The organism is Actinomadura rubteroloni, assembly GCF_002911665.1.
GTDB lineage: Bacteria > Actinomycetota > Actinomycetes > Streptosporangiales > Streptosporangiaceae > Spirillospora > Spirillospora rubteroloni.
The window spans coordinates 141,626-163,034 of the sequence record NZ_MTBP01000003.1 but is presented as its reverse complement, the minus strand read 5'-3'; the positions used below and the strand labels follow the sequence as shown (position 1 = coordinate 163,034).

Annotated in this window: 21 protein-coding genes; 8 read left to right on the top strand and 13 right to left on the bottom strand. The window is 71.5% G+C overall.

Features of this window, described 5'->3' with window-relative positions; genetic code table 11:
• Positions 1 to 153 precede the first annotated feature (153 nt).
• Together BTM25_RS22150 and BTM25_RS22145 are read right to left on the bottom strand one after the other, a co-directional pair.
• On the bottom strand, positions 154 to 1,215 hold the full coding sequence (locus tag BTM25_RS22150) for a WD40 repeat domain-containing protein (RefSeq protein ID WP_146059106.1): 1,062 nt from the start codon (positions 1,213 to 1,215) through the stop codon (positions 154 to 156).
• A gap of 110 nt (positions 1,216 to 1,325) precedes the next feature.
• On the bottom strand, positions 1,326 to 2,771 hold the full coding sequence (locus BTM25_RS22145; protein WP_205648216.1) for a sialidase family protein: 1,446 nt from the start codon (positions 2,769 to 2,771) through the stop codon (positions 1,326 to 1,328).
• Between the two features lie 446 nt (positions 2,772 to 3,217).
• Here BTM25_RS22145 and BTM25_RS22140 point away from each other — a divergent pair, with 446 nt between their 5' ends.
• From BTM25_RS22140 to BTM25_RS31025, 5 genes are all read left to right on the top strand, one after another.
• Positions 3,218 to 3,700 (top strand): dihydrofolate reductase family protein, encoded by a 483-nt coding sequence (locus BTM25_RS22140; protein ID WP_235828565.1) that lies wholly within the window; start codon positions 3,218 to 3,220, stop codon positions 3,698 to 3,700.
• 158 nt (positions 3,701 to 3,858) lie between these two features.
• Positions 3,859 to 4,275 carry a GNAT family N-acetyltransferase gene (locus BTM25_RS22135; protein WP_103564920.1) on the top strand — a complete coding sequence of 139 codons (417 nt, stop codon included), beginning with the start codon at positions 3,859 to 3,861 and terminating at the stop codon, positions 4,273 to 4,275.
• Positions 4,276 to 4,452: 177 nt separating this feature from the next.
• Positions 4,453 to 5,610, top strand: coding sequence for a helix-turn-helix domain-containing protein (locus tag BTM25_RS22130; RefSeq protein ID WP_103564919.1), 1,158 nt, complete (start codon positions 4,453 to 4,455; stop codon positions 5,608 to 5,610).
• A gap of 269 nt (positions 5,611 to 5,879) precedes the next feature.
• Positions 5,880 to 6,107, top strand: coding sequence for a hypothetical protein (locus BTM25_RS22125; protein ID WP_205648215.1), 228 nt, complete (start codon positions 5,880 to 5,882; stop codon positions 6,105 to 6,107).
• 46 nt (positions 6,108 to 6,153) lie between these two features.
• Positions 6,154 to 6,492 carry a helix-turn-helix domain-containing protein gene (locus tag BTM25_RS31025; protein ID WP_103564918.1) on the top strand — a complete coding sequence of 113 codons (339 nt, stop codon included), beginning with the start codon at positions 6,154 to 6,156 and terminating at the stop codon, positions 6,490 to 6,492.
• A gap of 56 nt (positions 6,493 to 6,548) precedes the next feature.
• Here the strand turns inward: BTM25_RS31025 and tyrS are convergent, their stop codons facing one another.
• The 10 genes from tyrS to argC all read right to left on the bottom strand — a co-directional run bounded on the left by tyrS (position 6,549) and on the right by argC (position 17,070).
• A complete protein-coding gene (tyrS, locus tag BTM25_RS22115; RefSeq protein ID WP_103564917.1) occupies positions 6,549 to 7,823 on the bottom strand; it encodes a tyrosine--tRNA ligase in 1,275 nt (424 codons plus the stop codon).
• Between the two features lie 60 nt (positions 7,824 to 7,883).
• Entirely contained in the window at positions 7,884 to 8,522 is a 639-nt protein-coding gene (locus tag BTM25_RS22110; RefSeq protein WP_103564916.1) for a DNA-3-methyladenine glycosylase, read from the bottom strand.
• Entirely contained in the window at positions 8,519 to 9,943 is a 1,425-nt protein-coding gene (gene argH, locus BTM25_RS22105) for an argininosuccinate lyase (RefSeq protein ID WP_103564915.1), read from the bottom strand. The genes BTM25_RS22110 and argH overlap by 4 nt, the downstream gene beginning before the upstream one ends.
• Before the next feature lie 104 nt (positions 9,944 to 10,047).
• A complete protein-coding gene (locus BTM25_RS22100; protein ID WP_103564914.1) occupies positions 10,048 to 11,247 on the bottom strand; it encodes an argininosuccinate synthase in 1,200 nt (399 codons plus the stop codon).
• 72 nt (positions 11,248 to 11,319) lie between these two features.
• Positions 11,320 to 11,835 carry an arginine repressor gene (locus BTM25_RS22095; RefSeq protein WP_103564913.1) on the bottom strand — a complete coding sequence of 172 codons (516 nt, stop codon included), beginning with the start codon at positions 11,833 to 11,835 and terminating at the stop codon, positions 11,320 to 11,322.
• The gene (gene argF, locus BTM25_RS22090) at positions 11,832 to 12,758 is read right to left on the bottom strand and encodes an ornithine carbamoyltransferase (RefSeq protein ID WP_103564912.1); all 927 of its coding nucleotides are present in this window, start codon (positions 12,756 to 12,758) and stop codon (positions 11,832 to 11,834) included. The genes BTM25_RS22095 and argF overlap by 4 nt, the downstream gene beginning before the upstream one ends.
• Positions 12,759 to 12,762: 4 nt before the next feature.
• Positions 12,763 to 13,956: an acetylornithine transaminase gene (locus BTM25_RS22085; protein ID WP_103564911.1), complete on the bottom strand. Its 1,194-nt coding sequence runs from the start codon at positions 13,954 to 13,956 to the stop codon at positions 12,763 to 12,765.
• Entirely contained in the window at positions 13,953 to 14,867 is a 915-nt protein-coding gene (gene argB / locus BTM25_RS22080) for an acetylglutamate kinase (protein WP_103565291.1), read from the bottom strand. Before argB ends, BTM25_RS22085 begins: the two co-directional genes overlap by 4 nt.
• A 20-nt stretch (positions 14,868 to 14,887) precedes the next feature.
• Positions 14,888 to 16,045, bottom strand: a complete 1,158-nt coding sequence (argJ, locus tag BTM25_RS22075; RefSeq protein WP_103564910.1) for a bifunctional glutamate N-acetyltransferase/amino-acid acetyltransferase ArgJ — start codon at positions 16,043 to 16,045, stop codon at positions 14,888 to 14,890.
• On the bottom strand, positions 16,042 to 17,070 hold the full coding sequence (gene argC / locus BTM25_RS22070; protein WP_103564909.1) for an N-acetyl-gamma-glutamyl-phosphate reductase: 1,029 nt from the start codon (positions 17,068 to 17,070) through the stop codon (positions 16,042 to 16,044). The genes argJ and argC overlap by 4 nt, the downstream gene beginning before the upstream one ends.
• Positions 17,071 to 17,201: 131 nt before the next feature.
• Between argC and BTM25_RS22065 the strand changes: the two genes are divergently transcribed.
• The 3 genes from BTM25_RS22065 to BTM25_RS22055 are packed head-to-tail and all read left to right on the top strand — an operon-like array spanning position 17,202 to position 19,553.
• Positions 17,202 to 17,696: a MarR family winged helix-turn-helix transcriptional regulator gene (locus tag BTM25_RS22065; protein WP_103564908.1), complete on the top strand. Its 495-nt coding sequence runs from the start codon at positions 17,202 to 17,204 to the stop codon at positions 17,694 to 17,696.
• Positions 17,693 to 18,655, top strand: a complete 963-nt coding sequence (locus tag BTM25_RS22060; RefSeq protein ID WP_103564907.1) for an ABC transporter ATP-binding protein — start codon at positions 17,693 to 17,695, stop codon at positions 18,653 to 18,655. Before BTM25_RS22065 ends, BTM25_RS22060 begins: the two co-directional genes overlap by 4 nt.
• A 34-nt stretch (positions 18,656 to 18,689) precedes the next feature.
• On the top strand, positions 18,690 to 19,553 hold the full coding sequence (locus tag BTM25_RS22055) for an ABC transporter permease (protein ID WP_103564906.1): 864 nt from the start codon (positions 18,690 to 18,692) through the stop codon (positions 19,551 to 19,553).
• Between the two features lie 25 nt (positions 19,554 to 19,578).
• On the opposite strand, the gene BTM25_RS22050 is transcribed toward BTM25_RS22055, so the two are convergent.
• Entirely contained in the window at positions 19,579 to 21,177 is a 1,599-nt protein-coding gene (locus BTM25_RS22050) for an ABC-F family ATP-binding cassette domain-containing protein (RefSeq protein WP_103564905.1), read from the bottom strand.
• Positions 21,178 to 21,409 lie beyond the last annotated feature (232 nt).

Here is a 21,409-nt window from a genome sequence, read left to right as displayed (position 1 = left end):
GGATGCGCCGGACCGCTCACACGCCCCGGCGAGGGCGGCCCCCGTCATCGGCACGCCCCGTGCGCGCACGGTAACCCCGTGACTCCCGTCCCGTCCGGCCCCGTCCGGCTCCGGCCACTACCGCGATATCGACCCGTACCGCCGCACGTTCGACTACCGCCCCAGCCTGTGCAGGACGGCGACGTCGCCGCCGAAGGCCACCACGAGCGAGCCGTCCGGGGCCACGGTCAGCGCGTGGACCGGCGCGGGGAACACCAGCTCCCGGCCGACCTGCCGCCCGGTCGCGGGCTCCCACAGGCGCACGGTTCCGTCCGAACCGCCCGTGACGACCCGGAGTTCTCCACCGGTCACCGCGGTCACCACCGCCGACACCGTGCCGTCGTGGCCGACAAGCCCGCCGACTTCCCGCCCGGCGACCAGGTCCCACACGCGCACGGTGGCGTCGTACCCGGCCGTGATCGCGTGCGCCCGCCCACCGACGTCCGCCGTCGCGATCGCCCACGCTTCGCCGTCGTGGCCCTCCAGGGGCTCCCCCACCGAATCTCCGGTGGTCAGATCCCACGTCCAGACCTCACCGCCGCTCGTACAGGCCACTGCATGAGGCCTGCCATCGACCATCAAAGTTTCGACGGCCATCAGGAAGTCGTCGTGTCCGGTCAGCTCGCCGACCTGTTCTCCACTGACCAGATCCCAGACCCGCACGGACACGTCATCATCGCTGGCGAACGCGCACGCTCGCCCGTGGACGACGGCCGTGCCCACACACCACGCCTCACCATCGATCCCCGGCAACTCGTCGGCCCACTTCCGGGTGGCCAGGTCCAACACCCGGACCGCCCAGTCACCGGCCGTAACGACGCACGGCCGCCCGTCCACCGCCGCGACTGCCCACACCCTGCCGTCCAGACCGCTCACAGACCCACCGACCGGCCGCCCGGTCTCCAGGTCCCGCACTTGAACTGTCTGGTCCTTGCTGCCGGTGACCACGACGTGCCGACCGTCCGAGACGCTTGTCACCACCGCACTGACACCGTCGGTATGACCGGACGGGTTCATCTCGAATTGCGAATCACTCTGCGAACCGGTAGCCCACAGCACCCGCCACGGCTCGGCATCGACACCCTCCACAGGAACGGCGGCGATCCGGGCGGACGAGCACCCTTCCGCCCCCGCCGAATCTGATGCCGAAGAAGTCCTGCGAACGTCGCCACTCACGGCCGAAAGACTAATGATCCAGTCGGACAGATCCAGCTCCCTGGCACCTGAACGGGTGTCGAAGACCCGGCCGGGCTGTCCCCGGCCGGGTCTCTCTCACTGTCGGGCGGTCAGTGCTTGTGGCCGTTGACGGGCAGGTTGTGGCCGCCGGTGACCTGTACGGGGCCGTCGACGGCGGCGATGGCGCCACCGGTCACCGGGAGCCCGGTCGACGGGGTCACGGCGTGTTCGTCGAAGGCGGCGCCGGACGGGGTCTGGGCGTGCATGAACACCGGCCAGGCCAGGCCGCCGGAGATCGACACGGAGATGTAGTCGCCGACCATCCGGCCCTGGCTGGTGTCGGCGATGAGGGACAGGCCGAACGGGCCGTCAAGCTGGGTCGGGGCGCTCCAGGACGTCCCGCCGTTGGCCGACGAGGTGTAGCCGACGGTCAGCTGGCAGGTGCTCGCCGAGCAACTGGGCGTGGCGTAACGGTAGTAGGCGACGGCGAGGGCCGCGGAGCCGCCGGACGTGGCGGGGTTGACGGCAATGCCGGGAATGAAGTGGTCTCCGCCGTCACTGGTGATCCGGGTAACGGTGCTCCAGGTCGTCTCGCTGGTCGACTTGGACAGGACGACGTCGTTGGCCGCGCACCCGGACTGGAACCGGCAGTCCTGCCACACGACATAGACGGTGCCCGCCGCGTCGATCTCCGCGGACGGCAGCGGGCTGGTCCGCAGCCCGCCGGCGGTGGTGTGGACCTGGGCGGTGGAGATGGTCACCGAGCTGCCCCAGGTAGAGCCGCCGTTGGTGGACCGGAACGACCGGATCTGTCCGCTGTTGCTCTCGTACGGCACCATGACGGTCCCGTTCGGGCGGACGACCGGCTGGCCGCCGAGGCCCGTCTGGGTCAGGGTGTGGTCGGTCCAGCTCGTCCCGCCGTTGGACGACACCGACATGTGGATGCGGTTGCTCGCGCCGTTGTCGTCGTACTCGGTGTAGCAGTTGCCGTAGAACGCGCTGGTGGAGGTGTTGTCGCAGACGATCCAGTTCTTGTCGAGGTTCGCGCTCCCGGTGGCCAGCCGCGTGGTGACGACCGTCGGCCAGGTGAGGCCGCCGTCGGTCGACAGGCTGGTCAGGACGGCCTTGCCGACCACGCCGCCGGTGTCGGTGAGCGCGAGCGTGGAGATCATCCACACGTTGTGGCGGGCGTCGTAGGCGACGGCGGCGTCGCTGACCCGGTCGTAGATGCCGCCGCCGTTGAACTTGGTGACGCCGGGCAGGCAACCCTGGGTCCAGCTGCCGCCGCTGTTCGTGGACGTCGCGAAGCAGGCGTCGGACGCGCCGCCGTCGAAGAACCGGCCGGTCTGGAACGCCGAGACGATCGTCGTCCCGTAGGAGAACGTGTCCGGCTCGACCTGCGTCTTGTGCTGGCTGGTGGAGTTGGCGAACGGGTCGGACCCGATCGTGGTGAGGGTGACGTTCGCGGCTGCCGAACTCGATCCGAGCAGCAGGGCGACGGCCGCGGCCAGACCGGCGGCGGCACGCCACGGGCGACGCCGAGAAAAAGGATGCATGGGGGCCTTTCGGGACGGACGGTACAACGCCAACGTCCGCTCCGCCGAACCGCCCATCAACATCACCGCCATTTCGTTGCCGACTCGCAACTGATCGCGCACTTTAATGTCCACCCATGGTCAGGACGCCCTCTGGCACACGCCGCCAAACCGTGCTAGACCCGGGGCCGGGCCCCAAGAAACGGCTCCAGAAAAAGGTCTGCTAATTCGCCATTCGACGAGGCCCTGATGCACTTCTCCGGATCGCCGTCCGCGATCGCTAGGGGTGGGCAGGATGCGGCGGCGCGCTGTTGCCGTTCCGGCACGCTGGTTGCCGCGGGCCGCCGTGCGCGCCCAGGATGGGCGCATGGGGCTGACGACGATGACGCAGGTGACCGTGGACGGTGTGATGCAGGGCAACGGTCACGCGACTCCCGAGGAAAGCATTTGCCGATGACACCGGCGAGATGATCACCGAGACCTACCAGCGGGCGGACGCGTTCCTGTTCGGGCGGCGCACGTACGAGATGTTCGCCGAGACCTGGGGCACCCGGCCGGAGATGCGGGCGCACCCCATCGGGGTAGCGCTCAACGGGGCGCAGAAGTACGTCGCGTCCAACAGCCTCAAGCAACCATCGTGGGGACCCGTCACACTGCTCGCCGGGGACGCGACCACAGCGATCAAGGAACTGAAGGAATCGTCACCGGGCGAGATCCAGGTGCACGGAAGCGCGACCCTGATCCGCTCGCTGCTCGCCGCCGACCTCGTAGACGAACTGACGCTGCTCGTCGTTCCCATACTTCTCGGACAGGGAATGCGCCTGTTCCCCGACGACGGGCCCCCCGCCGCGCTCGAAGTCATCAGCTCCCACACCGACGCAAAGGGCGCCAGCGTCCACGTGTACCGGCCGACCGGACAACCAGAACTCCACCCGGCCCGCCCGACGTAGGCGAACAGCACCGCCCGCCTCCCGCGCGGCCGGACCGCCGGACCGTGTGACAGTTCTCTAGATCGCGGGGTTGGGGCGCGGAGTCCGGTCCCGGGTCCGGACGGGCTTTGACGAAAAAACCCGGTGCCCTCCGTGACGAGACCTGTCAGGATCCCCGGATGGAGATCCGCCGCATCATTCAGGTCGAGGCCGTCAAGGATGCCGGGCATTTGTTCGACTCACCTCCTCGACCGGAGGCAACCGAGCGGTTCCTTGCAGACGAGCGCCATCACCTCCTGATCGCCTACGTGGACGACGTCCCGGCGGGGATGGTCACCGGCGTCGAGATGACGCACCCGGACAAGGGCACCGAGATGTTCCTGTACGAGTTGGGCGTGGACGAGTCATTCCGTGGGAGGGGCGTCGGCCGGGCTCTGACGTCGGCGCTCGCGGATCTGGCGCGCGAACGCGACTGCTACGGCATGTGGACGATCACGGAAGAGGACAACGCGGCGGCACTGGCGACGTACAGCCGCGCCGGGGGCGCACCGGAAGACGAGCAAGTGGTGCTCGCCTGGACTTTCGACCAGACATAGATCCACAGGGCTCAGCCACGCCCGCCCCGGCTGGTCCGGTTGCGGGCATTCCGTAGGTTTTTTGGCGCTGAGGGCTTGCGCCGCCTGCGGGAGAGAGACGGTTTTGGCGGTTGTGGGCATTTTTGCGTTCGGTCGGATGGCCCGCTGATAGATGATTTCGGTCTCTACGATGGGGGCATGAGCATGCCCAACCTCGCGGACCGGCTGCGTTCCGTCCGCAAACGGCGGGGGTTCACGCAGCGTGAGCTTGCTGCCGCTTCCGGCGTTTCCCTGTCGTTGATTCGGAAGATCGAGCAGGCTGAGCGGGAGGACACCCGGCTTGAGACGCTTCGCAAGCTCGCGAAGGCGCTTGAAGTCTCCACGTCGGATCTGATTGTCGCGCCGGAGGCGGCGGATGCCACGTCCGATGTCTGGGTGCCTGTGCGTGACGCGTTGCTGCGGAAGGCCGATGGGCCGCTGGAGGCTCCTACCGTCGCGGGTGTGACGGGTGCTGTCGGCGCTGCCGAGCCGCTGTTCACCGACAACAAGTACGCGCAGTTGGGGGCGGCCTTGCCTCCGCTTATTCGCGATGCCGAGGCTCTTGGGGGCGCGGGGCGGCCGGTCCGGTCGCGGGTGTTGCATCTCGCGGGGCTGTTGATGATCGCGACTCGGCAGTTCGATGCCGCCGAGATCGCGCTGCGGCGCGCCTATGACGACGCTCCCGGACGGCTTGAGCAGGCGGCCGTGACGAACTCTCGGTGCTGGTTGCTCATGCGCCGGGGGGACCTGGCGGGGACGCTGAATCTCGCCGCGCGGGCGGCCGATGACATCGAGCCCCGGATCTCGCGTGCCACCTCGGAGGAACTTGCGGCGTGGGGCGGGATGCTCTTGCGGGTCTCGACCGCCGCGTCGCGGAACAACGAGCCCGGGGAGGCCGAGGACGCCCTTCGGTTCGCCCATGCTGCGGCGGTCGCGATCAAGGACGAGCTGGCCCCCGTCTCGGACCCGTTGCGGACGTTCGGGCCGATCGCCGTCGCTACGCGGAGGGTCGAGAACTACATGGTCGAGGACCGGCCGGACCGGGTCCTCGCGTTGTCGGAGCGCATTCCGAAGTCGGGCTTTCGGGCGCGTGCGTCCAGCCGGAACCGGCATCGGCTGGATGTCGCCAAGGCGAACGTGCAGCTCAAGAGGTACGCCGATGCGTTCGAAATCCTTCAGGAGGTCCGGTCGGTCAGTCCCGAATGGCTGGGCAACCAGCGCATGGCGCGGGACGTCCTCGGCAAGATCGTGCGCAGCCGGCGGTCACTTACGCCAGAGATGCGAGATTTGGCCGAGTTTATCCATCTGGCCTATTGACCTCGGAGTACTACGGCCTTGGGTACTTGCGGCACGCTCTCTCCAAGAGTGCCAATGACACCCGACTGGGGTCGGGTTTAACTTTTCCAACCATGACACCGATGGTTGGGAGGGGTTTTGATCAGGTGTGAGATCACCAATGTGGCTTATGCCGCTATTGGTGGAATATCTGGCGGTGCCGGGTGAGCGGGCCGGAGAAACGCCGGGAGTTCATTCGGATCGATCATCGTGAGCCGCTGCCGGGGTACCGGGAGCCCGAGGGCCGGTGGATGCGGCCCTACATCGCGCTCGACGGGACGTGGAAGTGCAGCCTGCGGCGTCCGCTCACCCATGAGCAGGAGCGGGCCGGGTTGCTCTACGTCGTCGTCGCGCTGGATCTGAAGGGCCTCAAAGCCCTCATGCAGCACCAGGACGGCAAGGCTGCGCGGCTGGCCGGGCGGTCGGGTAACGGCGGACCGGTCGGGGAGGGCGGTCCGCCGGAAGCGACCGCCCCGTAAGTCCCCGAAAACAGAAACCGAGACCGAGAACCGGAACCCCATCACCATGACCAAAAAGCCCGAAGAACCCCAGCAGCCGACCCTCTACACCCCGGCCGAGGTCGCGAACTTCTTCCGCGTCGATCCGAAGACCGTCACGCGGTGGGCGCGGACCGGGACGCTCAACCCGATCACGCTGCCGTCGGGGCACCGGCGCTACCACGCGTCCGAGATCCACAACCTGCTCCAGGTCGGCAACGGGCCCGACCCCGCGGCCGCGGCCGACCCCGACCCCGTGCCGAGGCCCAACCCCCGCGCCCGCGCCGTCCTGAACGCCGTCATCCGCGACTACTTCGACGGCGACGCCACCGCCCTCATCAAGGCCGTCCGCGACGGACTCGGCTGACCCACACCCAACGGAAAGAGCCCGGCATCCCGAGAAGGGATGCCGGGCTCCGCGCGTCAGGCTCCGGTGACCTCTACGCCGCCGATGTTGCGCTTGCCTCGGCGCAGCACCAGGTAGCGGCCGTGGAGGAGGTCGGATGTCGACGGTACGGCGTCTTCGGACTCGACCTTTGCGTTGTTCACGTACGCGCCGCCCTGGGCGATCGCGCGGCGTGCTTCGGATTTGCTCTTGCAGAGGCCGGACGCCGCCAGCAGGTCGGCTACCGACGGTAGGGCGTCGGGGGTGACCTCGGTGCGCGGGACTTCGGCCAGGGCGGAGCGCAACGTGCGTTCGTCCAGGTCGGTCAGCGAGCCCTGGCCGAAGAGGGCGCGGGACGCGGCCGTCACGCGGGACGTTTCGTCGGCGCCGTGGACGAGCGTCGTCATCTCGTCCGCCAGAGCGCGCTGCGGCAGGCGGAGCGCGGGACGGTCCGCGCCCTCCTTCAGCAGCGCCTCGATCTCCTCGCAGGAGCGGAACGAGAAGACCTTGAGGAACTTCTCGACGTCCCGGTCGTCGGCGTTGATCCAGAACTGGTAGAACGCGTACGGCGACGTCAGGTCGGGGTCGAGCCAGTACGTCTCGCCGCCGGCCGTCTTGCCGAACTTGGTGCCGTCCGCCTTGGTGAGCAGCGGCGTCGTCAGCGCATGGGCCACACCGCCCTCGGCGCGGCGGATCAGGTCCACGCCCGCCGTCAGGTTGCCCCACTGGTCGCTGCCGCCGGTCTGGAGCAGGCAGCCGTACCGGCGGTACAGCTCCAGGAAGTCCATCGACTGGAGCAGGACGTAGCTGAACTCGGTGTAGCTGATGCCGGTCGTGTCCAGCCGGGCCTTGACGGTCTCGCGCGCGAGCATCCGGTTCACCGGGAAGTGCTTGCCGATGTCGCGCAGGAACTCGATCACCGACATCGGGCCGGTCCAGTCGAGGTTGCTGACCATCCGGGCGGCGTGCGCCCCCTCGAAGTCCAGGAACTTCGACACCTGGTCGCGGATGCGCTCCACCCAGCCGGCGACGGTCTCCGTCGAGTTCAGGACGCGCTCGGCGCTCTTGCCGCTCGGGTCACCGATCAGCCCGGTCGCGCCGCCGACGAGCCCGATAGGACGGTGCCCGGCGAGCTGGAACCGCCGCAGCGTCAGGATCTGCAGCAGATTCCCCACGTGCAGCGACGGCGCCGTCGGGTCGAATCCGCAATAGAGCGTGACCGGCCCCGCGGCGAGCAGCGCCCGCAGTTCACTCGGATCGGTGGACTGCGCGATCAGATCGCGCCACGCGAGATCGTCGAGGATGTCGGTCACGTCGGTTCTCTTCTCCGGATCGAATAGGGGACGCGTCCAGCATGGCGGCCGGACGCGTCTTCACGGTACCGACTTTCCCGCCGCGCCCGGACGGCGGCGGCGCGGGACGTGCGCGCGGTACGGCGAGACGAACGGGTCGTCCTCGATCCAGTACCGCCACGGCACGTCCTTGGCGCTCGACACCCCGACCCGAGGCCCGCTCAGCACCGACGCGGGCGCCGAATCGCCGGACGAGATCCGCAACGGCCCACCCGAGCACACGTCCAGCCCGTTGTGCTCCCGGACGATCCCGAGCGCCTGGCACAACCGCGCCGGCCCGCGCGCCAGGTCACGCGCGGACGACCGCAGCCGCCGCGCCGCAGCCGTCTCCGCCCCCGCCACCACCTCGCCCGCGCGCAAAAGCACGGCCGACGCCGTCCCGGGAGGCCCGCACACCAGGTTCACGCAGAAGTGCATCCCGTACGTGAAGTACACGTAGGCGTGTCCCGGCGGCCCGAACATCACCTCGACGCGCGGCGTCCGCCCCCGGTAGGCGTGCGACGCGGGGTCCAGCGGCCCCGCGTACGCCTCGGTCTCGGTGACGCGGACGGCGACCGTCCCGGACGGCGTGTCGTGCGTGAGGACACGCCCCAAAAGATCAGGCGCGACCAATTCCACCGGACGGTCGAAGAACGCACGCGGCAGCGGCGCGTCCGTCATCGCCCATCGTCGGAACCGGTGGCCCAGGCGGCGTGCTCGTCCACCTGGCCGCGCAGCGTCGCGAGCTGCTCGCGGACGCGGTCGGGCGCGGTGCCCCCGTACGCCTTGCGGGACGCCAGCGCGCCCGCCACGTTCAGGACCTCCCGGACGTCCGGCGTCAAATGCGGCGACACCTTGGCCAGCTCGTCGTCGGTGAGGTCGCCGAAGTCCTTGTCGTTGACCTGGCACCACACGACGAGGTGGCCGACGACCTCGTGCGCGTCCCGGAACGCCACCCCGCGCCGGACCAGCAGCTCGGCGAGGTCGGTGGCGAGCGCGAACCCCTCGGGCGCCAGCGCCTCCAACCGCTCGGTGTTGACGCGCATCGTCGCGATCAGCCCGGACATCGCGGGCAGGACGAGCAGCAGCGTCTCGACGGCGTCGAACGCGCCCTCCTTGTCCTCCTGGAGGTCGCGGTTGTAGGTGAGCGGCAGGCCCTTGAGCGTCGTGAGCAGCCCGACGAGATGCCCGATGAGCCGACCCGCCTTGCCGCGCGCCAGTTCGGCGACGTCGGGGTTCTTCTTCTGCGGCATGATCGACGACCCGGTGGCGTAGGTGTCGTCCATCTCGATCCAGCGGAACTCCTGCGAGGCCCACAGGACGATCTCCTCGCCCAGCCGCGACAGGTGCACGCCGATCAGCGCGGCGGCGAACAGGAACTCGGCGACGAAGTCCCGGTCCGACACCGCGTCCATCGAGTTCGGCGCGGCGGCGTCGAAGCCGAGTTCGGCGGCGGTGGCCTGCGGGTCCAGCGGCAGCGACGACCCGGCGAGCGCGCCGGAGCCGAGCGGGGACACCGACGCGCGGCGGTCCCAGTCGCGCAGCCGGTCGATGTCGCGGGTGATCGGCTGGACGTGCGCGAGGAGCTGGTGGGAGAACAGCACCGGCTGCGCGTGCTGGAGGTGCGTCATGCCGGGCGCGGCGACGCCGAGGTTGTGCTCGGCCTGCGCGATCAGCGCGGTCTCCAGCTCGACCAGGCGCGACACGATCTGGCGGGCGTGGTCGCGCAGGTAGAGGCGCAGGTCGGTGGCGACCTGGTCGTTGCGGCTGCGGCCGGCGCGGAGCTTGCCGCCGAGGTGGCCGAGACGCTCCAGCAGGCCCCGCTCCAGCGCGGTGTGGACGTCCTCGTCGGCGACGGTGGGACGGAACTCGCCCGCGCGGCAGGCGGCCTCCAGGTCGTCCAGGGCGCCGAGCATGCGGGCCAGCTCGTCGTCGGTGAGCAGCCCCGCCCGGTTGAGCACGCGGGCGTGCGCGCGCGAGCCCAGCAGGTCGTAGGGGGCGAGCCGCCAGTCGAACTGGACGCTCACCGAGAGCCGCGCGAGCGCGTCCGACGGGCCGCCCTCGAAACGGCCGCCCCACAGTCGCGTCGGTGCCTTGGTCACGAAAATCCTCTTCCCAGGTTCGTACGTTCTCCCCGCAGGGCTTACACCCCCGCGGTGCGGTTGCGCAAAACCGGGCGCCGCCGGCCGCGGCGCCCGGCGGCGCGTCAGCCCTGGCCCCGGTCCCGCATCGAGGCGATCTTGGTGGGCAGGCTCCACAGTTCGACGAAGCCCTTGGCGAGGCTCTGGTCGAAGGTGTCGCCGGTGTCGTAGGTGGCGAGGTCGTAGCTGTAGAGGGACGCGTCGCTGCGGCGTCCGGTCACCACGGCCCGGCCCGCGTGCAGGGTGAGGCGGACGTCCCCGGACACGTGCCGCTGCGCGTCGGCGATGAACGCGTCCAGCGCGTCCTTCAGCGGCGAGAACCAGAGGCCGTCGTAGACCAGCTCGCCCCAGCGCTGGTCCACCGACCGCTTGAAGCGGGCGAGGTCGCGCTCGACGGTGACGCTCTCCAGCTCCATGTGCGCGGTGATCAGCGCGATCGCGGCGGGCGCCTCGTACACCTCGCGGCTCTTGATGCCGACGAGCCGGTCCTCGACCATGTCGATGCGGCCGACGCCCTGGGCGCCCGCACGGCGGTTCAGCTCGTCCACGATCTGGAACGGGGTGAGGGCGCGGCCGTCCAGCGCGGTCGGGACGCCGCCCTTGAACGTGATGACGACCTCGTCGGCCTCGCGGGGCTCGGCCGGGTCGGCGGTGTAGGAGTACAGGTCCTCGACCGGCCCGTTCCAGATGTCCTCCAGGAAGCCGGTCTCGACCGCGCGTCCCCACAGGTTCTGGTCGATGGAGTAGGGCGACTTGGCCGACACGTCGATCGGCAGGCCCTTGTCCTCGGCGAACGCGATGGCCTTGTCGCGCGTCCAGGCGTAGTCGCGGGCGGGCGCGATGACCTTCAGCTCGGGGTGCAGGGCCGACAGCCCGGCCTCGAAGCGGACCTGGTCGTTGCCCTTGCCGGTGCAGCCGTGCGAGACGACCGTCCCGCCGAACGTCTTGGCCGCCGCGACGAGGTGCTTGACGATCAGGGGCCGCGACAGCGCCGACACGAGCGGGTAGCGGTCCATGTAGAGGGCGTTGGCGCGCAGGGCCGGGAAGCAGAAGTCCGCGGCGAACTCCTCGCGGGCGTCGATGACGACGGCCTCGACGGCGCCGCAGGCCAGCGCCCGCTTGCGGATGGTCTCCAGGTCCTCGCCGCCCTGGCCGAGGTCGACCGCGACCGCGACGACCTCGCCCCCGGTCTGCTCGGCGAGGAACGGGATGGCGACCGAGGTGTCCAGGCCGCCGGAGTACGCGAGAACGACGCGCTCGCTCATGCTGGTGCTTCTCCCATGACGAAGGTTCGGTGTGGACGGGGTGTGGCTGCGGGGGCCGGGGGCGGGGCGCCCCTAACTTCGTCGTTCGCGTCCGGCCGCGAGCCGCAGCAGCGCGTTCGCCAGGTCCGCGCCGCCGTCGGGGTCGCGGGCGATGACGAGGATCGAGTCGTCGCCGGCGACGGTGCCGAGGATCGACGGCCATTCGGCGTGGTCGATGGCCGACGCGAGGTACTGCGCGGCACCGGCCGGCGTCCGGACGATCACGAGGTTCGCCGACGCCTCGGCCGACACCAGCAGTTCGGCGGCGAGCCGGGTGAGCCGGCCGGTGAACGACTCGGTGGAGCCGGTGCGGGCGCGGCGGATGCGGTCGCCGCCCTCGCCCGGGACGGCGTAGACGAGACTGCCGTCGTCGGCCCGCAGCCGGACGGCGCCGATCTCGACCAGGTCGCGCGACAGGGTCGCCTGGGTGACCTCCAGCCCGGCGTCGCCGAGGAGCCGGGCCAGCTCGGGCTGCGAGTGGACCGGATGGCGGCCGAGCAGTTCGATCACCTTGGCGTGCCGGGCGGCCTTGGTCATCGGCGTGGTCATGTCGATCTCTCCAGGAGCCAGGTCAGCAGCGCCTTCTGGGCGTGCAGCCGGTTCTCCGCCTCGTTCCAGACACGGCTGCGGGGGCCGTCCAGGACGGTCGCGGCGATCTCCTTGCCGCGGTAGGCGGGCAGGCAGTGCAGGACCACCGCGCCGGGCGCGGCGGACGCGAGCAGTGCCTCGTCCACAGCGTACGGCTCGTACCGGCTCGTGTCCTTGCCTTCCTGACCCATCGACACCCATGTATCCGTCGCGAGGACGTCGGCCCCGGCTGCGGCCTGCTCGGCGTCGGCCGTGACGGTCACCGATCCGCCGGTCCCGGCGGCGATGGCGATGGCGCGGTCCACGACGGCGGGGTCGGGCGGCAGGTCCTCGGGCGCGGCGATCCGGACGTTCATCCCGGCGGTCGCGCAGCCGAGCAGGTAGGAGTGCGCCATGTTGTTGGCGCCGTCGCCGAAGTAGGCGAGGGTGCGCCCGGCGAGGTCGCCGAACTCCTCGCGGACGGTCTGGAGGTCGGCGAGGATCTGGCACGGGTGGAACTCGTCGGTGAGGGCGTTGACGACGGGCACGGTCGTCCCGGCGGCCATCTCCTCGATGCGCTCCTGCCCGGCCGTCCGCCAGACGATCGCGCTGACCTGGCGCTCCAGGACCCGCGCGGTGTCGGAGATCGGTTCGCCCCGGCCGAGCTGGCTGGACCCGGCGTCCATGATCAGCGCGTGCCCGCCCAGCTCGGCGATCCCGACGGCGAAGGACACGCGGGTGCGGGTGGACGGCTTGTCGAACAGCACGGCGACGGACCGGGGGCCGTCCAGCGGACGGCGGGCGAACCGGTCTTTCTTCAGCGCGGCGGCGAGGTCGAGGACGTCGGCCTGCTCGGCGGGGGTGAGGTCGTCGTCGCGGAGGAAGTGGCGGACCTTCGGGGACATGCGCTCAGCTCGCTTTCTGCGCGGCGTCCAGGACGGCGGGGAGGGCCGCCGTGAAGGACCGGGCCTGCGCGTCGGTGAGGATCAGCGGAGGGGCGAGCCGGACCGCGTCGGCCTGGACGGCGTTGACGAGGAATCCGGCGTCGCGGGCGGCGGCCTCGACGGCGGGCGCGGCGGGCCCGGTGAGGACCAGCGCCCGCCACAGGCCCCGGCCCCGGACGCCCGCGAGCAGCGGGTGGTCCACGGCCGCGATCCCGGCGGCGAGGGTGTCGCCGACCGCCGCCGCGTGCGCGAGGAGCCCGTCGCGCTCGATGGTGTCCAGGACGGCGAGGGCCGCGGCGGCGGCGACCGGGTTGCCGCCGAAGGTGCTGCCGTGGTCGCCCTTGGCGAACGTCGTGGCGTGCGCGCCGAACGCCAGGCACGCCCCGACGGGCAGCCCGCCGCCGAGCCCCTTGGCCAGCGTCAGCACGTCCGGCCGGGTGTTTTCGTGCTGCCAGGCGAACCAGGCGCCGGTGCGGCCGATCGCGGACTGGATCTCGTCGGCGACCAGCAGCGCGCCGGTCGCGTCGCAGATCTCCCGGGCGGCGGTGAAGTAGCCCGCCGGGGGCGGGACGACGCCCGCCTCGCCCTGCGTGGGCTCCAGGAAGACGGCGGCGCACTGGTCGGTGACGGCGGCGCGCAGGGCGTCGGCGTCCCCGTACGGGACGAACCGGACGTCCAGCGCGAACGGCCCGAACGGGTCGCGGATCGAGCGCTTGCCGGTCAGCGACAGCGCGCCTAGCGTCCGCCCATGGAAGCCGTTCTCGGTCGCGACGACGTACGGCCGCCCGTTCGCCTTGCCGTACTTGATCGCGATCTTGAGCGCGGCCTCGTTGGCCTCGGTGCCACTGTTGGCGAGGAACACCCGCGCGTCCCCGCCGGCCAGCGCGACCAGCCGCTCGGCGAGCCGCACCGACGGCTCGTTGACGAACAGGTTCGAGGTGTGGGCGAGCCGTGCGGCCTGCTCGGCGACGGCGGCGGCCAGCACCGGGTGACCGTGCCCGAGCGACGACACCGCGATGCCGCCGATGAGGTCGAGGTACTCGGTGCCGTCGGCGTCCCAGACGCGGGCGCCCTCGCCGCGCACCAGCGCGACGGGCGGAACGCCGTAGTTCGGCATGAACACGTCGGCGAACCGGCTCCGGAGATCGGCGTTGGTCACGAGTCCTCCTTCGGGCCGGGCGGGCCGGACGGGCTGGGCAGGACCATGGTCCCGACGCCCTCGTCGGTGAAGATCTCCAGCAGCAGGGAGTGCGGGACGCGCCCGTCCAGCACGTGCGCCTGCGGCACCCCGCCCCGGACGGCGTGCAGGCACGCCTCCATCTTCGGGACCATCCCCGACGTCAGGCCGGGCAGCAGCACGGCCAGCTCGTCGGTGGTCAGGTTGTCGATGACGTCGTCGCTGTCGGGCCAGTCGGCGTACAGGCCCTCGACGTCGGTGAGGACGACGAGCTTGGCGGCGTCCAGCGCGACGGCGAGCGCGGCGGCGGCGGTGTCGGCGTTGACGTTGTAGACCTCGCCGTCGTCGCCGCGCGCGACGCTGGACACGACCGGGACGCGCCCGTCGTCCAGCAGCGCCCGCACCGCGCCGACCTGCACCTCGACGATCTCGCCGACCTGGCCGATGTCGACCGGCTCGCCGTCCACGATCGCCTGCTTGCGCTCGGCGGTGAACAGGTTGGCGTCCTCGCCGGACATGCCGACGGCGAACGCGCCGTGCCGGTTGATCAGCCCGACGACGTCCCGGCCGACCTGGCCGACCAGGACCATCCGGACGACCTCCATCGCCTCGGGCGTCGTCACCCGCAGCCCGGCGGTGAAGGTGGACTCGATCCCGGCGGCGGCCAGCGCCGCGTTGATCTGCGGCCCGCCGCCGTGGACGATCACCGGCTTCAGCCCCGCGTACCGCAGGAACACGATGTCCTCGGCGAACGAGTGCCGCAGCTCCTCGTCGTTCATGGCGTGCCCGCCGTACTTGATCACGACGGTCGTGCCGTGGAACCGCTCCAGCCACGGCAGCGCCTTGATCAGCGTCTCGGCCTTGGACAGGACCCCGGCCCGGTTGCTGCGCATCCGCGCGCCCGAGATCGCGCTCATGTCGAGTACGCCGAGTTCTCGTGGACGTAGTCGGCCGTGAGGTCGGTCGTCCAGACGGTCGCGCTGTGCGGCCCGGCGGCCAGGTCCACCGTGATCGTCACGTCGCGGGGGCGCAGGTCCACCTTGGAGCGGTCGTCGCCGACGGCGCCGCCCCGGCAGACCCAGATGCCGTTGATCGCGACGTTGAGCTGGTCGGGCTCGAACACCGCGTCGGTCGTGCCGACGGCGGACAGGACCCGTCCCCAGTTCGGGTCCTCGCCGTGGATCGCGCACTTGAGGAGGTTGTTGCGGGCGACCGCGCGGCCCACGGCGACGGCGTCGGCGACGGCGCCGGCGCCGACGACCTCGATCGCGATCGCCTTGGACGCGCCCTCGGCGTCCACGAGGAGCTGCCGGGTGAGGTCCAGGCACAGGTCGGTGAGCAGGGCGGTGAACTCGGCCTCGTCGGGCGTGATGCCCGTCGATCCGGACGCCAGCAGCAGGACGGTGTCGTTGGTGGACAGGCAGCCGTCGGCGTCCAGCCGGTCCAGGGTGGCGCCGGTCGCCGCGCGCAGCGCCCGGTCCAGGGCGGCGGCGTCCAGGTCGGCGTCGGTGGTGAGGACGCAGAGCATCGTCGCCAGCGACGGGGCGAGCATCCCCGCGCCCTTGGCCATGCCGCCGATCCGGTAGCCGCCCGTCCCCTGCCGGTGCGCGATCTTGGCGACGGTGTCGGTGGTGCGGATGGCGTCGGCGGCGTCCAGGCCGCCCACGTTGGGCGACAGCGCGGCGACGGCGGCGCCGACGCCCGGCAGCAGCCGGTCCATCGGGAGCCGTTCGCCGATCAGCCCGGTGGAGCAGACCGCGATCTCCCCGGCCGACTCCCCCAGCAGCTCGGCGGCCTTCTCCGCGGTGGCGTGGGTGTCCTGGAAGCCGGCCGTGCCGGTGCAGGCGTTCGCGCCGCCGGAGTTCAGCACGACGGCGTGGACGCGTCCGCCCTTCAGCACCTGCTCGGTCCACAGGACCGGCGCCGCCTTGACGCGGTTGCGGGTGAAGACCCCGGCGGCGGCGCGGGACGGTCCGTAGTTGACGACGAGGGCGAGGTCGCGGGCTCCGCTGTCCTTCAGCCCGGCGACGACGCCGGCGGCTCGGAACCCGAAAGGGGCGGTGACGCTCACGGGGACACTCCGATCGTGGTGAGTCCTGCGGTTTCGGGGAGGCCCAGGGCGAGGTTGGCGCACTGCACCGCGCCACCCCCGGTCCCCTTGGCGAGGTTGTCGATGGCGCACACGACGACGACGCGTCCGGCCGTCTCGTCCAGCGCGACCTGGAGCAGGGCGGTGTTGGCGCCGAGCGTCATCGCGGTCGCGGGCCACCGCCCCTCGGGCAGCAGGTGCAGGAACGGCTCGCCGTCGCAGGCGTCGGCGTAGACGGCGCGCAGCGCGGCGGCGGTGACGCCGGGCCGGACGGGCACGACGCAGGTCGCGAGGATGCCGCGGCTCATCGGGGCGAGCGTCGGGGTGAAGGAGACCCGGACGGGCCGGCCGGCGACGGCGGCGAGGTTCTGCGTCATCTCGGGCGTGTGCCGGTGGACGCCGCCGACGCCGTACGCCGAGACCGAGCCCATGACCTCGCTGCCGAGCAGGTGCGGCTTGGCGGCCCGGCCGGCGCCGGACGTCCCGGACGCGGCGACGACCACGACGTCGGGCTCCACGATCCCGGCGGCGAACGCGGGGAACAGCGCGAGGCTCACGGCGGTCGGGTAGCAGCCGGGGACGGCGATGCGGCGCGCGTCGCGCAGGACGTCGCGCCGTCCGGGCAGCTCGGGCAGGCCGTAGGGCCACGTCCCGGCGTGCGGGCTGCCGTAGAACTTCTCCCAGTCGGCGGCGTCGCCGAGGCGGAAGTCGGCGCCGCAGTCCACGACCAGGACGTCGGCGGGCAGGTCGGCGGCCAGCGGCCCGGACTGCCCGTGCGGGAGCGCGAGGAAGACGACGTCGTGCCCGGCGAGCGCGTCCGGCGTCGTCGGCGCCAGGACCCGGTCGGCGAGGGAGAGCAGGTGCGGCTGGTGCGCGCCGAGTTCGGTCCCGGCGTTGGAGCCCGCCGTGACCGTGCCGACCTCGAAGTCGGGATGGCCCGCAAGGACGCGCAGGATCTCCCCGCCCGCGTACCCGCTGGCCCCCGCGACCGCCGCCCGGATCCCCACAGCGCCTCACCCTCTCCCGAATGTCCGAGTAAGAGTATGCATGGCCATGGAAGATCATGCAACCCACCAGTAGATTGCTTAAGGAGCTAAAGATTTGACCACTAAAGATTAAGGGGCTAAGAATATTCGGCATGGAAGTGAACAAGCTGGGCCTCGGGGCTCCCGAGGAGCTGGGGCCGATCGAAGAGTGGCCCATCGGGCGGCTCTTCGCCGCCGCGGCCCGCATGACGGGGCCGATGATGTGGCGGCTCATCGAGCGGCACGGCGTCAGCCCCGCGGGCTTCTTCGTCCTGCGGATCCTGCACAGCGAGGACGGCCTGCGCGCCGGCGAGGTCGCCCGCCGGCTCATGACGTCCCCGGCCAGCGCCACTTCCGTGATCGGCACGCTGGAGCGCAACGGGCACGTGGAACGCCGCCGCGACGAGGCCGACCGCCGCGCCGTGCGCCTGCACATCACCGAGGCCGGCTCACGGCTCATCGCCGCGACGATCAAGGAGCTGGGCCCCGACATCTGGGAGTTCTACGACGTCGTGCCGCCCGAGGACGAACCCGCCGTCCGCCGCTTCCTGCTCGCGCTGATCGACAAGTTCGACGACTGCACCGACCCGAACGGAGAGCGCACGTGACCCCCACCCCCGAGATCGCGGTGAGAACCGAGGATCTCCACAAGACCTACTCCGGGCCCAAGGGCGACGTGCCCGCCGTGCGCGGCATCGACCTGGACGTCCGACGCGGCGAGTTCTTCGGCCTGCTCGGCCCGAACGGCGCCGGCAAGTCCACCACGATCGGGATGCTCACCACGCTCGTCAAGCCGACGTCCGGCAAGGCGAGCGTGTGCGGCTTCGACGTCGTGGACGACTCGGTCGAGGTCAAGCGCCGCATCGGCATGGTCTCGCAGAACAACACCCTCGACAGCGAGCTGACCGCCGTCGAGAACCTGGAGTTCCGCGGCCGGTTCTTCGGCCTCGGCCCGCGCGCCGCCAAGCGCCGCGCCGACGAACTGCTGGAACTGTTCGGCCTCACCGACCGGCGCGACGGAAACCCGTTCGAGCTGTCGGGCGGCCAGGCCAAGCGGCTCATGATCGGCCGCGCGCTCGTCCACCGGCCCGAGGTGCTGTTCCTGGACGAGCCCACCGCCGGCCTCGACCCGCAAAACCGCGTCAACCTGTGGGACCTGCTGCGCGACCTGCAGTCCCAGGGCCAGACGATCCTGCTCACCACGCACTACATGGAAGAGGCCGAGGTCCTGTGCGACCGGCTCGCCGTCGTGGACCACGGCGAGGTCCTCGCGCGCGGGACGGCCGCGGAGCTGAAGGACTCCGCGGGCGCCGACACCGTGATCACCGTGTCCTACGACGGGGACGTCCCCGCCAAGCTCGACGGCCTCGCCGACCGCGCCGGGATCTCCAAGGTGGAGGTGAACGGCGGCCAGGTCCGCGTGTTCTCCACCGCGCCCGAGGGCCTGCTCGGCGAGCTGGTCTCGGCGGGCGCCGCCGCGGGCGTGAACGTGACCGACGCCTCCCAGCTCCGGCCGAGCCTGGAGACGGTCTTCCTGAACCTGACCGGCCGGGACTACCGCGACTGACCCGGCCGCCGATCCCCCCAGAGGAGCCCTCCGCATGACCTCCACCCTCCCGACCGACCTCCCCGCCGACTCCGAACCCGCCGTACGGGTCACCATCGGCCGCACCTTCGTCGCGATGCTGTCGCGCGAGGTGCGGGTGCTGCGCAAGAACTTCGTCGCGACGTTCGTCCGCGTCCTGCTCCAGCCGCTGCTGTTCGTGTTCGTCTTCGCCTACGTCCTGCCGAAGGTCGGCGGCGGCGCCATGTCCGGGGGCGCGGGCGGCGGCGGGGGGACGACGTTCTCGACCGTCCTCGTCCCCGGCCTCGTCGGGTCCTCGATCTTCATGCAGGGCATCATGGCGATCGTGTTCCCGCTGATGATGGAGCTGAACTGGCAGCGCTCCATCACCGACCGGGCGCTCGCGCCGCTGCCGATCCCGCTGCTGGCCATCGAGAAGATCGCCGCCGGCGGGCTCCAGGCGCTCATCGCCGGGCTGCTGGTCTTCCCCTGCGTGCTGTTCGTGCACGCGGGCGGGCAGGGCCCGGACGTCCACGTGAGCAACTGGCCGCTGCTGATCTTCGTGTGCGTGTTCGGCTCGCTGCTGTCGGCGTCCGCCGGGCTGCTGCTCGGCACCGTCATCGACCCGCAGCGGGCGCAGATGCTGTTCGGCATCATCCTCATGCCGCTGTCGATGCTCGGCTGCGTGTACTACCCGTGGGCGGCGCTGGAGCACGTCCGCTGGCTCCAGATCGTCTCGCTGGCCAACCCGATGGTGTTCCTCAACGAAGGGCTGCGCGCCGCGCTCACCCCGAACGTCGAGCACATGCACTTCTGGGTGTACGGGACGGTCATCCTCGTCGGGACCGTCCTCCTGACGTGGCTCGCCGCGCGCAAGTTCACCCAGCGCGTCCTGACCTGACCGGCGCCCCGGAGGGCGGGCCCGCTCACACGGGCCCGCCTTCCGAAAGCTCCCCGTTCCGGTCCATGCGCAGCCACCGGGTGAGGCCGAGCGTCCGCAGGAACGGCAGGTCGTGGCTCACCACGACGAACGCCCCTTCGTAGGCGGCGAGGGCCTGGGCCAGCGCCCGGACGCTCGCGGTGTCCAGGTTGTTGGTCGGCTCGTCCAGCAGGAGCAGGCGCGGGGCGGGCTCGGCCAGCAGCAGCGACGCCAGCACCGCGCGGAACCGCTCGCCGCCCGACAGGGTCCCGGCGAGACGGTCCGCGCGGTCGCCGCGCAGCAGGAACCGCGCGAGGCCCGCCCGGACCTCCCGCACCGACGCCGACGGCGCCACGGCCCGGACGTTGTCGACCACGCTCAGCGCGTCGTCCAGGACGTCGAGGCGCTGCGGCAGGTACCGGACGTCCTCCGCCCGGACCTCGACGCCGTCCGGCGCGGCCCCGCCCGCGAACGCCCGCAGCAGGGTGGTCTTGCCCGCGCCGTTCGGGCCGGTCAGCGCGATCCGCTCCGGGCCCCGCACCACCAGCTCGGGCAGCGACCCGGGCTCCTCAGCGGGCAGGCCGGTCACGGTGAGGACAGTCCGGCCCTCCGGGACGCGGGTGTTCGGCAGTTCCACCCGGATCTCGTCCTCGTCGCGGACCGCCTCCTCCGCCTCGGCCAGCCGGTCGCGTGCGCCCGCGAGTTTCTGCTCGTGCAGGACGCGGTGCTTGCCCGACGACACCTGCGCCTGCTGCTTGCGCAGGCCCGCGACGATGCGCGGGACGCTGTCCTGCGACTTCTTGCCGTAGCGGGCGCGGCGGGCGAGCTTGGTCCGCGCCTCCTCCAGCTCGCGCCGCTGCCGCCGCAGGTCGCCCTCGGCCGCGCGGACGGTCCGCTCGGCGGCCTCCCGCTCGACTGCCAGCCGCTCGTCGTACTGCGACAGCGTGCCGCCGAACGTGCGGATCGCGCCGTCGCGCAGGTCGGCGATCGCGTCGACCCGCTCCAGCAGCTCGCGGTCGTGGCTGACGACGACGAGCACGCCCGTCCAGGCGTCCACCGCGTCGTAGAGGCGGCGGCGGGCGTCCAGGTCGAGGTTGTTGGTGGGCTCGTCCAGCAGCAGGACGTCCGGACGGGCCAGCAGCCGCGCCGCGAGCCCCGCCAGCACCGCCTCCCCGCCCGAGAGCGTCGCGACCGTCCGGTCCAGGCCGACGTCGCCGAGCCCGAGCCGGGCCAGCTCGGCGCGGGCGCGCTCCTCGACGTCCCAGTCGTCGCCGACGGCCGCGAAGTTCTCCTCGGTCGCCTCGCCGCGCTCGATCGCCAGCAGCGCGGCGCGGGCGCGGGCGATGCCGAGCAGGTCAGCGACGGTGTCGTGCCCGGCGAGCGGGAGCGTCTGCGGGAGGTAGCCGATCTCCCCGGCGACCGAGACGGTCCCGGCGGCGGGGCTCAGCTCGCCCGCGACCAGCTTGAGCAGCGTCGACTTGCCCGCGCCGTTGACGCCGACGAGACCGGTGCGGACGGGCCCGAACGCGGCGTCCAGGCCGTCCAGGACGACCGTCCCGTCCGGCCAGGCGAAGGACAGATCAGAGCAGACGATGGCATGGGACATAGGGCGGCTCCCCTGGTGCGTGGAGGGTTCAAGGACACCTGGAGACACCGCGGACCGCGCGACGCGCCTGCGGGCATGAAAAAAGCCCGGGACGCGGAAGTCCACCGAGATCGCGTGCGCGGGCCGTCGTCGAGACGGGCCATCGCGCGGTGTCTGCGATCTCAGTTCCTCAATGGACTCCCCAACCGGGCGGCGATAGGACCCGAGCACTTTAAACGGTTCCCGGGCGCCT